The sequence below is a fragment of the Streptomyces coeruleofuscus genome, assembly GCF_039532725.1.
Lineage (GTDB): Bacteria > Actinomycetota > Actinomycetes > Streptomycetales > Streptomycetaceae > Streptomyces > Streptomyces coeruleofuscus.
In genome coordinates this window covers 188,307-200,911 of the sequence record NZ_BAAASE010000015.1, presented here as the reverse complement: position 1 = coordinate 200,911, position 12,605 = coordinate 188,307, and the positions used below count along the sequence as shown (strand labels likewise).

At 72.3% G+C, this 12,605-nt stretch carries 13 protein-coding genes; 7 read left to right on the top strand and 6 right to left on the bottom strand.

The genetic code is table 11. The annotated features are described in order from the left end of the window. Positions 1-22: 22 nt before the first annotated feature. Positions 23-1,411 (bottom strand): FAD-binding oxidoreductase, encoded by a 1,389-nt coding sequence (locus tag ABFX81_RS39030; protein ID WP_346139404.1) that lies wholly within the window; start codon positions 1,409-1,411, stop codon positions 23-25. A gap of 315 nt (positions 1,412-1,726) precedes the next feature. Between ABFX81_RS39030 and hemB the strand changes: the two genes are divergently transcribed. Continuing rightward, positions 1,727-2,725, top strand: coding sequence for a porphobilinogen synthase (gene hemB, locus ABFX81_RS39025; RefSeq protein ID WP_086851974.1), 999 nt, complete (start codon positions 1,727-1,729; stop codon positions 2,723-2,725). On the opposite strand, the gene ABFX81_RS39020 is transcribed toward hemB, so the two are convergent. After that, complete coding sequence (locus ABFX81_RS39020; RefSeq protein ID WP_086851973.1) at positions 2,719-3,429, bottom strand: DUF4232 domain-containing protein; 711 nt, start codon at positions 3,427-3,429, stop codon at positions 2,719-2,721. The genes hemB and ABFX81_RS39020 overlap by 7 nt on opposite strands. Before the next feature lie 228 nt (positions 3,430-3,657). Here ABFX81_RS39020 and ABFX81_RS39015 point away from each other — a divergent pair, with 228 nt between their 5' ends. After that, entirely contained in the window at positions 3,658-5,115 is a 1,458-nt protein-coding gene (locus tag ABFX81_RS39015) for a helix-turn-helix domain-containing protein (protein ID WP_346139403.1), read from the top strand. A 22-nt stretch (positions 5,116-5,137) separates the two neighbouring features. On the opposite strand, the gene ABFX81_RS39010 is transcribed toward ABFX81_RS39015, so the two are convergent. Then, positions 5,138-5,494 (bottom strand): hypothetical protein, encoded by a 357-nt coding sequence (locus ABFX81_RS39010; protein WP_086850352.1) that lies wholly within the window; start codon positions 5,492-5,494, stop codon positions 5,138-5,140. A gap of 86 nt (positions 5,495-5,580) precedes the next feature. Between ABFX81_RS39010 and ABFX81_RS39005 the strand changes: the two genes are divergently transcribed. The 3 genes from ABFX81_RS39005 to ABFX81_RS38995 all read left to right on the top strand — a co-directional run bounded on the left by ABFX81_RS39005 (position 5,581) and on the right by ABFX81_RS38995 (position 8,726). After that, a complete protein-coding gene (locus ABFX81_RS39005; protein ID WP_086850351.1) occupies positions 5,581-6,483 on the top strand; it encodes an SAM-dependent methyltransferase in 903 nt (300 codons plus the stop codon). Between the two features lie 99 nt (positions 6,484-6,582). Continuing rightward, on the top strand, positions 6,583-7,806 hold the full coding sequence (locus tag ABFX81_RS39000) for an aminotransferase class I/II-fold pyridoxal phosphate-dependent enzyme (protein WP_086850350.1): 1,224 nt from the start codon (positions 6,583-6,585) through the stop codon (positions 7,804-7,806). An 86-nt stretch (positions 7,807-7,892) separates the two neighbouring features. After that, positions 7,893-8,726 (top strand): arylamine N-acetyltransferase, encoded by an 834-nt coding sequence (locus ABFX81_RS38995; protein ID WP_086850349.1) that lies wholly within the window; start codon positions 7,893-7,895, stop codon positions 8,724-8,726. Between the two features lie 9 nt (positions 8,727-8,735). On the opposite strand, the gene ABFX81_RS38990 is transcribed toward ABFX81_RS38995, so the two are convergent. Then, positions 8,736-9,521 (bottom strand): DUF4253 domain-containing protein, encoded by a 786-nt coding sequence (locus ABFX81_RS38990; RefSeq protein ID WP_086850348.1) that lies wholly within the window; start codon positions 9,519-9,521, stop codon positions 8,736-8,738. 86 nt (positions 9,522-9,607) lie between these two features. Between ABFX81_RS38990 and ABFX81_RS38985 the strand changes: the two genes are divergently transcribed. After that, a complete protein-coding gene (locus tag ABFX81_RS38985; protein ID WP_086850347.1) occupies positions 9,608-10,108 on the top strand; it encodes a mycothiol transferase in 501 nt (166 codons plus the stop codon). 12 nt (positions 10,109-10,120) lie between these two features. Here ABFX81_RS38985 and ABFX81_RS38980 read toward each other — a convergent pair whose 3' ends face one another. Both ABFX81_RS38980 and ABFX81_RS38975 read right to left on the bottom strand, forming a co-directional pair. Further along, positions 10,121-11,038 carry a helix-turn-helix domain-containing protein gene (locus ABFX81_RS38980; RefSeq protein ID WP_346139402.1) on the bottom strand — a complete coding sequence of 306 codons (918 nt, stop codon included), beginning with the start codon at positions 11,036-11,038 and terminating at the stop codon, positions 10,121-10,123. Next, positions 11,035-11,853: a peptidoglycan-binding protein gene (locus ABFX81_RS38975; protein WP_086843906.1), complete on the bottom strand. Its 819-nt coding sequence runs from the start codon at positions 11,851-11,853 to the stop codon at positions 11,035-11,037. The genes ABFX81_RS38980 and ABFX81_RS38975 overlap by 4 nt, the downstream gene beginning before the upstream one ends. Positions 11,854-12,172: 319 nt before the next feature. Between ABFX81_RS38975 and ABFX81_RS38970 the strand changes: the two genes are divergently transcribed. Further along, positions 12,173-12,556 (top strand): peptidase inhibitor family I36 protein, encoded by a 384-nt coding sequence (locus ABFX81_RS38970; RefSeq protein ID WP_086843904.1) that lies wholly within the window; start codon positions 12,173-12,175, stop codon positions 12,554-12,556. Positions 12,557-12,605: the final 49 nt, after the last annotated feature.

Below are 12,605 nucleotides of genomic sequence, written 5' to 3'. Positions count from 1 at the left end.
GTATCGACTGCGCCGGCTGCGGCTACGCGGGGGTCACCGCGTGGCCGTAGCGGAGCAGGTTGGACGGGTCGTAGGTGGCCTTGTCGTGGCGTAGGCGTTCGTAGACCTCCGGGGTCCAGGCGCGGGCGCGGTCCTGTTCGTCGCCCGGGGTGCCGTGGATGTTGACCATGGTGTGGCCCGTGCCGTAGGGGGCCATGGCCGTGTAGAGCTGCTGCGTCGCCTGTTCGATGGCCTCGGCGGCGGGGGGCGCGGCCAGGATGCCGACGGAGTCGATGAAGTACAGGGCGTCGCGGGAGCAGACGGCGTCCTCGACGGGGGAGGGGCGGGACATCGCGCCGCCCATGTGGCGTATCTCGACCATCAGCAGGGGGTGGTCGGCGCCGGCGGCGGGGCCGACCTGCTCCAGGAACGTGCTCATGGCGTCGGGGGTCAGGTCGCGCAGGAGCAGGCACGACTCCCTCGCGGGGAGCGGGTCCTGCGGTTCCATGTGGATGCGGTCCAGGGCCGCGTGGTCCATCACCTCCACCGTGTCGACGGCCACGGGGGCGGCTTGGCGGAGAGGCGCGATCAGTGCCTCGCCCTCGGCCGGCAGGCCGGGCCAGGCGATCGCCACGCGTGCCCAGAAACCGCCGCGCAGGGGCTCCGGGATCTGGGGGATGGGCGGCAGGCGCAGGATCGTGAACGCGCTGCACATCTCGTCCGGGACGGTGCGGGTCCATTCCGCCCAGGCCCGGAGCAGGGCCTCGGTGTGTTCGCCCGGGCAGTAGATGCCGCCACCGTAGAGGCGGGGGAGCGGGAGCAGTTCGGTCACGAGTGAGGTGACGACGCCCACGTTGCCCTTGCCGCCGCGCAGGGCCCAGAACAGTTCCGGTTCGTGCTGGGGGTCCGTTTCGCGCAGCCGGCCGTCCGGGGTGACGACCTGGAAGGAGCGGACCAGGTCGGCGGCGTAGCCGTAGGCACGGCCGAGGACGGGGAGTCCGCCGCCGAGGGTGTAGCCGATGACGCCCGCGTCCGTGGAGGTGCCGGAGAGGCCCGCGAGGCCGTGCGGGGCGGCCGCAGCCATGACGTGGCTCCACTTCGCGCCCGCGGAGATGGTGGCCGTGCGGGTGGTGGGGTCTATCCGTACGTCGGTCATGCGGGCCGTGTTGATCAGGAGGCCCTGCTCGATGGGGAAGTTGGCGCCGTGGCCGGTGGCCTGGACGGCGACGGGGGTGTCGGTGGCCTTGGCCCAGCGCATGGCGGTGACGATGTCGTCGGGGGCTGATGCTCCGATGACCACGTCGGGGGTGTGGAGGGCTGCCAGGTTGAAGCCGGTGACTTCGTCGGCGTAGGCGGGGTCGCCGGGGCGCAGGACCGGGCCGTGGATTTCCGAGAGGGCGAAGATGTCGGGCGTGTCGTGGCGGGTGGTCATCGCGTCCTCCGTGGGTGGCGTACGGAGGGACGGCGGCGGCGGGGGTTGTGTTGGCCGTCGGGGTCCTTGTCCTTGTTTTTTCAGGATGGACCTGGGGGGTGGGGGGCCGCATGCGGGGGCGGTGGGTTCGGGGTGCTCGGCGTCGGGGCTGGGGGCAGGTGGGGTGCGCAACCCGGCGCCGCGGGGTGCCGCCCGCGCCCACCCGTGCCGCCCTGGGCGGCACGAATGCCCGCGGGTTGCGGACTCGGGTTTGCGGGGTTGCTGCCGACATCGCGTCGGCATCGGGGGGTTTTGGGCGGGCGTAGCGTAGGTGGCATGACGACGTACGGATCTTTTCCTGGTACGCGGCCGCGGCGTTTGCGGAGCCTTCCCGTCATGCGTCGGATGGTCGCCGAGACCCGGTTGCACCCTGCCGATCTCATTCTTCCGGCCTTCGTGCGGGAGGGTGTCAGCGAGCCGGTGCCGATCTCGGCCATGCCGGGGGTCGTGCAGCACACCCGGGACAGTCTGAAGAAGGCCGCCGCGGAGGCCGTCGCGGCGGGGATCTCCGGGATCATGCTGTTCGGCGTGCCGGAGGAGTCGAAGAAGGACGCGCTCGGGACGCCGGGGACCGACCCGGACGGGATTCTCCAGGTCGCCCTCCGGGACGTACGGGCCGAAGTCGGTGACGACCTGCTCGTCATGTCCGATCTGTGTCTCGACGAGACCACCGATCACGGGCACTGCGGGGTGCTGGACGACCAGGGGCGGGTCGACAACGACGCGACCCTGGAGCGGTACGCCGAAATGGCCCAGGTGCAGGCCGACGCCGGGGCCCATGTGGTCGGCCCCAGCGGGATGATGGACGGGCAGATCGGCGTCGTCCGTGACGCCCTCGACCAGATCGGGCGGGAGGACGTCGCCATCCTCGCCTACACCGCCAAGTACGCCTCCGCCTTCTACGGGCCGTTCCGGGAGGCCGTCGGCTCGTCCCTGAAGGGGGACCGGAAGACCTACCAGCAGGACCCCGCGAACGTGCGGGACTCCATGCGGGAACTCGCCCTCGATCTCGAGGAGGGCGCCGACATGGTCATGGTGAAGCCCGCGGGGCCCTACCTGGACATCGTCGCCCGGGTCGCGGACGCCGTGGACGTGCCCGTCGCCGCCTACCAGATCTCCGGTGAGTACTCGATGATCGAGGCCGCCGCCGAGAAGGGCTGGATCGACCGGGACCGCGCGATCATGGAGAGCCTGACCGGTATCCGGCGGGCGGGCGCCCGGAACATCCTCACCTACTGGGCCACCGAAGTGGCCCAGCGGCTCAAGGATCAGTAGGCCAGGGCCTGCTCCATGTCGTGCAGCCAGTACGTGACGGTCAGCGAGCTGTCGTAGTACACGCCCTCGGAGGGCAGCTGCGGGATCGCCGAGGGGCCGCCGCTGCTGTGCGGCGTGCGGCCCTGGAAGCCGACCGTGAGCTTGCGGCCGGTGGTGCCACCGGAGCCGCTGCCGTCGGCCGCCGACAGCGCTACTCCCGCGTAGCCGGACTCGCCGGGTGCGAGGGTCGTCACGGCCTGCGGCTTGGACTCCTCGATCGGCTGCGGGACCCACTGCATCTCGTCGAAGCGCAGCACCGGGTAGTAGGTGAGGTCGCACGCCTTCGAGCCGGTGTTCTTGACCGTGATCAGCATGTGGTTGATGGGGCGGCGGACCGGCTTGGCCGTGACGGTGGTGTTGGTGCCGTTGCAGGAGACACGGGCGGCGGGGGCGGCGGCCGTTCCGGGCTTCGTGCCCTTCGCGCTCGTGCCCTTGGCCTTCGCGGCCTTCGTTGCCTGCGTGGCCTTCGTTGTCTTCGCGACCGTGGCCGTGTCGGCAGCCGTGTCACCCGCCTTGTCGGAGGCCGCGTCGGTGGGCGCGGTGTTCGCCGTCGCCGTCAGCTGCGGCTTGGCCGCGCCCTCGTCCTGAGTGCCCGTGCCGTCCTGGCACGCAGTGAGAGCGAGGGCGGCCAGGAGGGCGACGGGGAGAGCGTGGTACTTGCGCATGAGGTGGTTCCCTTTCGGACAAACGTTGTTGGCGAGAAGGCCTGAGCGAGCCGCTCTACCGGTCGGCCGGGAGCGGCGTGCTTGGATGACCAGAGCTTGTGCGGTGATCCGTCCCGGCCGCCACGGCCGGCGGACGATCCGGGACGCTGGAACGCCCGCACAGGCTTTGACCAGGGGAAACGACCCTCCCCTGGAACGGGGGAACGGGACATGGGGGATGGAGGAAAGGTGTCGGAAGGCACGGCCGCGGCGGACTTCGCCGCGTTGCTGGGGGAATTGAAGGAGCGGTCCGGGCTGAGCTACGGGGTGCTCGCCAAGCGGCTCCACATGAGTACGTCGACGCTGCACCGGTACTGCAACGGGGATGCCGTACCCACCGACTACGCGCCCGTGGAGAGACTCGCCCGGCTGTGCAAGGCGTCGCCCGGGGAGCTTGTCGAGCTGCATCGGCGGTGGGTGCTGGCGGATGCCGACCGAAGGCGCAAAGGGGCCGTCGCCGCTCCGGCCGCGGAGACCGAAAAACCCGAGTTGGTGACCCCGGAGGCAGTGACCCCGGAGGCAGTGACCGCGGAGACCGTGTCCGCGGAGACCGTGACCGCGGAGACCGTGTCCGCGGTGGAGGCTTCTTCGGAAGCAGGCCTTCCGGAGGAGTCGGGCGAGGACGTCCGTGAGGAGCCGGGCGAGGTGGTCTCAGCGGGGCCGGTGGACCGGCGCCCGCGCCGTCCACGTCCCGCCCTGCTCGCCGCTGCCGCCGTGGCCGTCGTCCTGGCCGGGGTCGGGCTCGCCGTGGCGATTCCCTACGGCGGGGCGGACGACGACGGGAATCGTGGTTCGGCGGCGGTCTCCGGCGGGCACCGGCAGCAGCCGGACGGCGGCTCGGCCGCATCGGTGTCGCCCTCGGGCAGTTCCTCCCCCGGCAGCGGCAAGAAGAAGGGCGGCGGAAAGAAAGCCGCCTCCGCGGCACCCAGTTCCTCCGCCTCTGCCACCGGCAGTGGCAGTGGCAGCGGCACCGGTTCCGGCACCGGCGCGGGCGCCGACCGCCCCGGGCGGGACGCCACCGCCCCGGCCGGCCCCGCCCCCCTCACCGTGAACACCGACCCGAACGTCTGGGAGAGCCCCTGTGCCCAGCGCTACCTGGTGAACCGGCCTCCGGGTCAGGTGGGGCCGCCGCCGCCGGAGCAGGACGCGCCCGCCTGGGTGGGGGCGATGGGCGCCGTGCCGTCGGGGGAGCAGTATCTGAAGGTCACCGTGCAGGGCACCGGGAAGGAGACGGTGGTCGTCGACGGGCTGACGGTCCGTATGGCCGGCAAGCGAGCACCGCTCGCCTGGAACGACTACGCCATGGGCTACCCGGGCGTCGGCTGCGGCGGCAACGTCCCGACCCGCTCCTTCACGGTCGCTCTCGACGCCGCGCGTCCCGCCGTCGTCCCGGAGGCGGGGCACGACGACTTCCCGTTCTCGGTGAGCGAGTCCGACCCGGAGGTCTACTACATCCGGGCCGACGCCTCCGCGTACGACGTCAGCTGGTACCTGGAGCTGAGCTGGTCCAGCGGCGACCGGAGCGGCACGCTGAGGGTGGACGACCGGGGCCGGCCCTTCCGCACGAGCGGCAACAACGGGCGGCCGGCGTACGAGTTCCCGCTGGGCGGCGACAAGTGGGTCGAGGCCGGGACCACCGACTCCTGAAGGCCGGCGCTCGGGACTGCACTCAGCGGAACTCGTGAACCAGCTCGATCCTGCCGACGATGTGGGCGTTGAACTCGTCGAGTTCCTCTGCCGGTACCCACAGTTCGAGGATCGTCTCCCCGCCCGCCTGCCGGACCGGGTACCTGCGCAGGAAGCCGGAGTCGACCTCGAACCGGGTGACGAAGCCGGCGCCGTCGTGCTTGACGTTCCAGTCGCGCGCGATCCTGATGGCGTAGTCCTCGTTGAGGACCGGGTAGAAGATCGGCTGCTCCGGAAGCCGGGGCGGCCAGGCGCGCCAGTCGAGCTCCCGTACCAGTTCCAGCTCCTTGGGTCCGGTGGGGCGCCACAGGGTCGTCGTCGGCGGCTGGTCGGGCTGCATGGGCACCATCAAATCACCTGAACCGTTAGGTTGTTGACCGCCGAAGTGGTTGCTGATTGAACCACCTACTCTTCAGGGAGACGTCCATGACCGGTGACGCCCTCAGCCAGGATCCCGCCGAGCTGCAGGGGAGGATCGACAGCAGCAAGGCCCATCCGGCCCGCGTCTACGACGTCTTCCTCGGGGGCAAGGATCACTACCCGGCCGACCGGGACGCGGCCGCCGCCGCGCTCGCCGCCAATCCGCGCGGGTACCTCGACGTACGGCACAACCGCGACTTCCTGCGCCGAGCGGTGACCACGCTGGTGGAGCAGGACGGCATCCGGCAGTTCCTCGACATCGGCACGGGACTGCCGACCGCCGAGAACGTGCACCAGATCGCGCAGCGCATCACGCCCGACTCGCGGGTCGTGTACGTCGACAACGACCCGGTCGTGCTCGCGCACGCGCGTGCCCTGCTGACGAGCGGGCCCGAGGGGCGTACGGACTACATCGACGCCGATCTGCGGGATCCGGCCCGCATCCTGGAACAGGCCGCCAAGACGCTGGACTTCGACCAGCCGATCGCGCTCTGCCTGGTCGCCATCCTGCACTTCGTCGCGGACGAGGAGGCGTACCCGCTGGTGCGCGAGCTGCTGGACGCGCTGCCCGTCGGCAGCCGGCTGGTGCTCAGTCACCTCACCGAGGACCTCAACCCCGAGAAGATCCGCGCGGTCCAGCGGACGTACACCGAGCGGGGGTTCACCTTCGTGCTGCGGTCCCGGGCGGAGGTGGAGCGGTTCTTCACGGAGAACTCCCTGGAGATCGCCGACCCGGGGATCGTCCCCGCCCACCGCTGGCGGCCCGACCACGCCGCTCCCGTCCCCGAGCGGCCGGACGAGTCGTACCTCGCCGGGCTCGACGACATCGAGAAGGTCCGCTACCACGACATCAACGACGTCACGGACGCGGACATCAACGTCTACGCGGGGACGGCCGCCAAGGGCTGAGCCGGGCGTGCGTCCGGATCGCGGAAATGTGCTTGTAGGCGGCACGTACTTCCCTAGGCTGCGGCGCACGACCGCCACCGCAGTCCAAGGAGCCGCGTCATGACCGTCACCGAGCCCGCACCCGCGCCCGCCCACTCTCCCGTGCCGCCGCTCGCCGCGCGGGCGCGATCGGTCGGCGGGTCTCCCGTGCGGGACATCCTCGCCGTCACCGCCCGCCCCGAGGTGATCAACTTCGCGGGCGGGCTTCCGGCACCGGAGCTGTTCGACGCGGAGGGCATCGCGGCCGCGTACCGGGCCGTCCTCGCCGAGGAACCCGCACGGGCGTTGCAGTACTCCACGACCGAGGGCGAGCCCACGCTGCGGACCGCGCTCGCCGACCGCACCACGGCACGCGGACTGCCGACCGCTCCCGACGATCTCCTCGTCACCACCGGCTCCCAGCAGGCCCTCTCGCTCCTCACCACCGCACTGCTCGAACCCGGGGACACCGTCCTCGTCGAGAACCCCTGCTATCTGGCGGCCCTTCAGGCCTTCGGCCTGGCCGGAGCACGGATCGTGGCCGTGCCCGGCGACGAGCACGGAGTCGACCCCGAGGCGCTGGAGGACCTCGTGGCGCGCGAGCGGCCCAAGCTGCTCTACACCGTGCCCACCTTCCAGAACCCCACCGGCCGCACGCTGCCCGCCGAGCGGCGCGCCGCCGTGGCCGCCGTCGCCGCCCGGCGCGGGCTGTGGATCGTCGAGGACGATCCCTACGGGGAGCTCCGCTACGAGGGCGCACGCCTGCCGTGGATCGCCTCCCACCCGGGCGCCGAGGACCGTACGGTCCTGCTCGGCAGCTTCTCCAAGGTCATGGCGCCCGGCCTGCGGCTGGGCTGGCTGCGCGCGCCCGGTGAGCTGCGGCGCGCCTGTGCCGTCGCCAAGCAGGCCGCCGACCTGCACACGCCGACCGTCAACCAGCTCGCCGCGGCCCGGTACCTCGCCGACCACGACCTGGACGCCCACGTCACGCGCGTCGCCGGCGTGTACCGGGAACGCCGGGACGCCATGCTCGCGGGCCTGCCCGGCGCGCTGCCCGAGGGGTCGGTCTGGACCCGGCCCGAGGGCGGCATGTTCCTCTGGGCGCGCCTGCCCGAGCCGTACGACACGACGGCCCTGCTGCCGCAGGTCGTGCGGCACGACGTGGCATACGTCCCCGGCGCCCCCTTCCACGCCGGCACACCCGACCGCACGACCCTGCGGCTCTGCTTCGTGACGCAGACGCCGGAGGAGATCGAGGAAGGGCTGCGGAGGCTGGGGGAGGGACTGCGGGCTGACACCCCCTGAGACCGCCGGCCTAGGACCAACGGCGGAGCGGCGATTCCTGCTGCGGACCGCGGACGGGGTGGGACCGGTGTCGTTACGGTGACGCCATGCTGGACTCCATACAGTTCGACCTCGACGCGTATTTCCGGCGGATCGGATGGGAGGGGGAGCGGCGGGCCGACGCGGCCACCCTGCGCGGTGTGCATCTGGCGCACATGCGGGCCATCCCGTTCGAGAATCTCGACGCACTGCGCGGCACAGCCCCCTCCCTCGATCCGGCCGACCTCGTGGCCAAGCTGGTCCACAGCCGGCGCGGCGGCTACTGCTACGAGCACAACACGCTGTTCGCCTGCGCCCTGGAGGCGCTGGGCTTCCGGGTGACCCGGCTGGCCGCGCGGGTCGTCGTCGGCGCCGACACCATCGCGAGCCGGCCGCGCACCCACATGGCGTTGCTGGCCCACGTCCCCGGCGAATCACAGCCGTACCTCGCGGACGTCGGCTTCGGGGCGATCGGGGCGCTCCTGGAGCCGGTGCCGCTGATCGCGGACGTCGAGTTCACCGGGGCCGGGCGGCGGCACCGCCTGGTGCACGTGCCGCACGACGGTCCGCTGGAGATGTGGCTGCTCCAGGTCCACGACCAGGAGAAGGACGACTGGACCGGGCAGTACGCCTTCACCCTGGAGCACTTCGAGAAGCCCGACTACGACGTCATCAACTGGCACATCGCCACCAACCCGCGCTCGCCGTTCGCCCAGCGCCTCTACGCCCAGCACATCGGCGCCACGCGGCACCTCCTCCTCGACGGCCGGCTCCTCACGCAGACCCGCGCCGACGGGACGGTCACCGAGCGGGAGGTCACCGATGAGGCGGAGGCGCGACGGCTCCTGGAGGAGGAGTTCGGCATCACCGCGCCGGAGGGGGTGACGCTGCTGACCGGCTGACGGGGCGCGTCAGTCCCACCAGAAGTGCCAGACCCGCTGGTCGAGCACCTGGTGCTCCGCGTAGGACCGCAGCGTCGGGTCGGCGCCCTGCCGGACGTTGTCCGGGCAGAACGCGAAGTGCTCGGCGGCCACGGCCTCCGCGTCGGCCAAGCTGACGGGCGGGGCGGCGACCGACACCAGCAGGTGATCGAAGCCGAGCGCCACGACCCGTATGCCGAAGCGGTCCTCCCAGGAGCGCAGCACCGCGCTGAGCCGGGCCGTGTCGCCCTCGTGGTTCGCCGGGCCCGTCCAGCCGATCGCCGTGGGGATGTCGGCGCTGCGGCGGGCCGGTACGAGGGCGAGGCGGGGGTCCTTCAGCGGGCCTCCGCCGTCGAGCAGCGCGTCCGCGGCCCCGGCGGCGGCCGCGTCGGGGTCCTGCGCGTGGGGGAACGGACCGGCCGGCCCGGGCCATGCGTGGCCCTCCGCGGCGTACTCCTCCCAGTACTCCTCCAGGACCTCCTCGGCCTCGTGGTCCCCGGGGTACGACACCTCACCGGGCAGCAACTCCCAGCGGTCCGGCCCGTCATGCCCGTCCCCCACGTCGAGCACGACCGGCAGCAGTCCCGTACGACGGGCCGGCTCCAGCGCCGCCCAGCCACCCGGGAGGGCCCGCTCGTCCGCGTACCACAACAGCGGCTCGCGCCAGGGGCCCTCGTCCGTGGTGTCGACGAGTGACCCGGCGGGGAGCCGGAGTCCGAGTGCGCTGCCGCTCGGGTCTGCCGCCAGCTTCGGCAGGGGATTGGGAAGAGTCGCCATGGTCGTGACTCTAGAGGCGACCACTGACAATCGGACCGGTCCCATGGAGGACACCGTCTGACCTAATCGCTCCCTACGGTCCTCCCATGACCACTTCCCCGGAGAAGACGGACCTGTCGCAGGCGCTCGCGGAACAGCGGGAGTTGCTGCTCATCACCGTGCGCGGACTCACCGACGCGCAGGCCGCGCGGCGTACGACCGCCAGTGAACTGACCCTGGGCGGGATCGTGAAGCATCTCGCCCAGGGAGAAGAGGCGTGGACGCAGATCATGACCGAGGGCGACGGTGAACTCCCCGACGGCATGCTCGACATGGGCCAGTACCGCATGGCCGAGGGCGAGACGCTCCCCGCGCTGCTGGAGCGGTACGCGGCGGCCGCCCGGGCGACCGACGAGGCCGTGGCCGGGCTGCCGGACCTGGGGCGGAGTGTGCTTCTGCCGACCACTCCGTGGTCGCCGCCGGAACCCGAGTACTGGTCGGCGCGCCGGATCCTGTTGCACCTGATCAGGGAGACGGCCCAGCACGCCGGGCACGCCGACATCGTCCGGGAGGCCCTGGACGGCGCGAACACCACGGCCCGGCGCTGACCCGGCGGCCCGTCAGACGACGCGGGCGTCGAAGCACTCGCGGTTGCCTCCCGCCGCCGGGCGGAAGCAGGCCCGGACGGTCGTGCCGGGGCGGGATTCGGTCATGGGCGTGTAGACGTAGGACTGTGCGGCGATGTCGTCCGTGACCTCGGCGGCGTGCGGACGGCGGCCTGCGCCGGCCCGGTTCAGCTCCAGGCGGTCGCCGATCCGCGTGCTCCACATCCGGGCCCAGCCGGCCTCGCACTTCTCGCTGTAGCGCAGTTCGAGGTGGGCTCCGGTGGACGTGCGGTGCGAGGCGAGGGTGAGCGGGGCGGTGCCGCATCTCATGTGCATCGGGCTCCGGCCCTCGCAGGCGGCCGCACGGCAGCGGGGCGCCGGGGCGGAAGGGGACGGCGGCGGGGACGGCCGGGGGTCGGCGGACTGGCCCGCGAGGAGGACCAGGGCCACGGACAGGCCGCCGGCCGCGATCGCGCACACCGACGCGAGCAGCGCCAGGACCGGGACCTTGCCGCCGACGGCGGGGCTGACCTCCGCCGCCGGGGGCGCGTGCGTCTCCGCGGGCGCTGGCATCTGGGTCGGTGCTGGCGTGGGCGGGGGCGTGGGCTTCTGCGTAGGCATGGCCTTCTGTGGGGGCGTGGCCTTCTGCGTGGGCGTGGTCGGCGCCGCGCGGCCGCTCCACTCCGACTCCGTGAGCTCCCACAGCGCGAGACACCGGCCCTCCGGTTCGCCCGCGAGGCGGCACAGCTCCTGTACCGCCTGGCGCGGCGGGAGTGTCTTGCCGTTGAGGTAGCGCTCCCAGGACGACTTGCTGAAGGTCGTCTTCGCCGCGAGGGCCGCCAGGCTCAGGCCCGTGCCCGCCTTCAACTCCGTCAGCACGGAGGCGAGGCGGGCGCGTTCCGGCGGCAGCGGGCCCGGCGGGGTCCGTGTCATTCCCGCAGGGCCTTCCAGGTGTGCGGGCCGATGATGCCGTCCACGACCAGGTTCGCCCGCTTCTGAAGGGACCTGACCGCGCGTTCCGTGTGCGGACCGAAGATGCCGTCCACGGCCCCCGGGGACAGTCCCGCCTCGCGCAGCAGGCACTGGGCCTCGGCCACCTCCGGTCCGGCGTGGCCGTTCGCCAGGATGGCCTTCTGGGTGCGGCTGTTGCCCGCGTACCAGCGGCCGTCGATCCGCTCCGCCCGGCAGGTGTACCTGGGCGGCTCCGACTCCCCGGGTGATCCCGGTGCCGTCGCGGCGGAGGCGGTGAGGTCGGCCGCGGATGCTCCGCCCTCGCCGTCCGTGAGCCGTACGGCCAGCAGGACCGCGGCGGCGACGGCCAGCACCAGGGCCACGGACCCGGCGATGAGCGTGACGCGCAGGGCCCGGCCGTGGGGCCGGGGCGCGCCGGTTTCCAGCTCGGTCCCCAGCTCGGTTCCGAGGTCGGTCACGGGCTCGGTTCCCGGCCCGGCCCCGGCCGGCTCGCTCTGCCGGTCCGCCCCCTTGCCCCACGCCTCCGCGGCGACCTCGTGCAGCGCGAGCAGGCGGACCGGGTCGTCATCGCCGAGCCGGGCCATCGCCTCCACGGCCTCCCTGGGCGGGAGCGACCTGCCGGCCAGGTAACGCTCCCAGGACGACGTGCTGTAACCCGTCTGGGCCGCGAGCCGGCGCAGGCTCAGTCCGCTGTGGTCCTTCACCCGGCGTAAGCGCACCACCAACCGCCGTACGCGCGGATCCAGTTCTTCGGGCAGCCCTTTCCAACGCGACATGTTCCCCCCACTCGCGTTCCTGGACCGTGGTCAGCGGTCCCGTCACCGCCGCATTCTGCATCAGCATCCACGAGGTGCCCCATACATCGGTTCCCTTCCCCGCGCCGCCCCCTACCGATTCGGCCACGCCCGCCGCGACCGTCCCGCCGCACCGTCCCGCCGTACCGTCCCGGCGGGCGGTGTCACCGCAGGTCAGCGTGTGGGACGTCCCGCGAGTACGTCACTTCGGAGGCGACGGTGGCGCAGCCGGGTCCCCGGGCCGCAGTCTCGTTCACGAGCCGGCCGGTGCGGTCGGCCCGCCCACGAAGGGGGACACAGCATGCGTATGACCAGGAAGCTCGCTGTCATGACCGGGGGCCTCGCGCTGACCGGGGGTCTGCTGGCCGGCGGCGCGGGAACGGCCGGTGCCGCACAGGCCGCGCCGCAGGCCGCCTCGGACTGTCCGTCCGGCTGGTTCTGCGTCTGGGCCGGGCAGAACTACACCGGCCGCATGCAGAAGGTCGCCGGGACCAACAAGGACCTGACCCAGTACGCCGTGTTCCAGAGCTTCAAGTCCTGGTACAACCACGGCGCGTCCTGCGACTTCAAGTGGTTCTCGGAGAAGAACCACGGCGGGTCCAGCGGCGTCGTCCCGAGGGGCTACAAGGAGACCGGCAGCGTGAGCCGCTACATGAAGTCCAACTCGTGGGTCAACTGCAAGTGATCCACGGCTCCTGATACGCCGAGGGCGGCACTCACGGGGGAGTGCCGCC

Bases quoted from the DNA above. Each gene is read 5' to 3' on its own strand.
- ABFX81_RS39030 (WP_346139404.1), bottom strand. From the start codon at position 1,411: ATGACCACCCGCCACGACACGCCCGACATCTTCGCCCTCTCGGAAATC.
- hemB (WP_086851974.1), top strand. From the start codon at position 1,727: ATGACGACGTACGGATCTTTTCCTGGTACGCGGCCGCGGCGTTTGCGG.
- ABFX81_RS39020 (WP_086851973.1), bottom strand. From the start codon at position 3,429: ATGCGCAAGTACCACGCTCTCCCCGTCGCCCTCCTGGCCGCCCTCGCT.
- ABFX81_RS39010 (WP_086850352.1), bottom strand. From the start codon at position 5,494: ATGCAGCCCGACCAGCCGCCGACGACGACCCTGTGGCGCCCCACCGGA.
- ABFX81_RS39005 (WP_086850351.1), top strand. From the start codon at position 5,581: ATGACCGGTGACGCCCTCAGCCAGGATCCCGCCGAGCTGCAGGGGAGG.
- ABFX81_RS39000 (WP_086850350.1), top strand. From the start codon at position 6,583: ATGACCGTCACCGAGCCCGCACCCGCGCCCGCCCACTCTCCCGTGCCG.
- ABFX81_RS38995 (WP_086850349.1), top strand. From the start codon at position 7,893: ATGCTGGACTCCATACAGTTCGACCTCGACGCGTATTTCCGGCGGATC.
- ABFX81_RS38990 (WP_086850348.1), bottom strand. From the start codon at position 9,521: ATGGCGACTCTTCCCAATCCCCTGCCGAAGCTGGCGGCAGACCCGAGC.
- ABFX81_RS38985 (WP_086850347.1), top strand. From the start codon at position 9,608: ATGACCACTTCCCCGGAGAAGACGGACCTGTCGCAGGCGCTCGCGGAA.
- ABFX81_RS38980 (WP_346139402.1), bottom strand. From the start codon at position 11,038: ATGACACGGACCCCGCCGGGCCCGCTGCCGCCGGAACGCGCCCGCCTC.
- ABFX81_RS38975 (WP_086843906.1), bottom strand. From the start codon at position 11,853: ATGTCGCGTTGGAAAGGGCTGCCCGAAGAACTGGATCCGCGCGTACGG.
- ABFX81_RS38970 (WP_086843904.1), top strand. From the start codon at position 12,173: ATGCGTATGACCAGGAAGCTCGCTGTCATGACCGGGGGCCTCGCGCTG.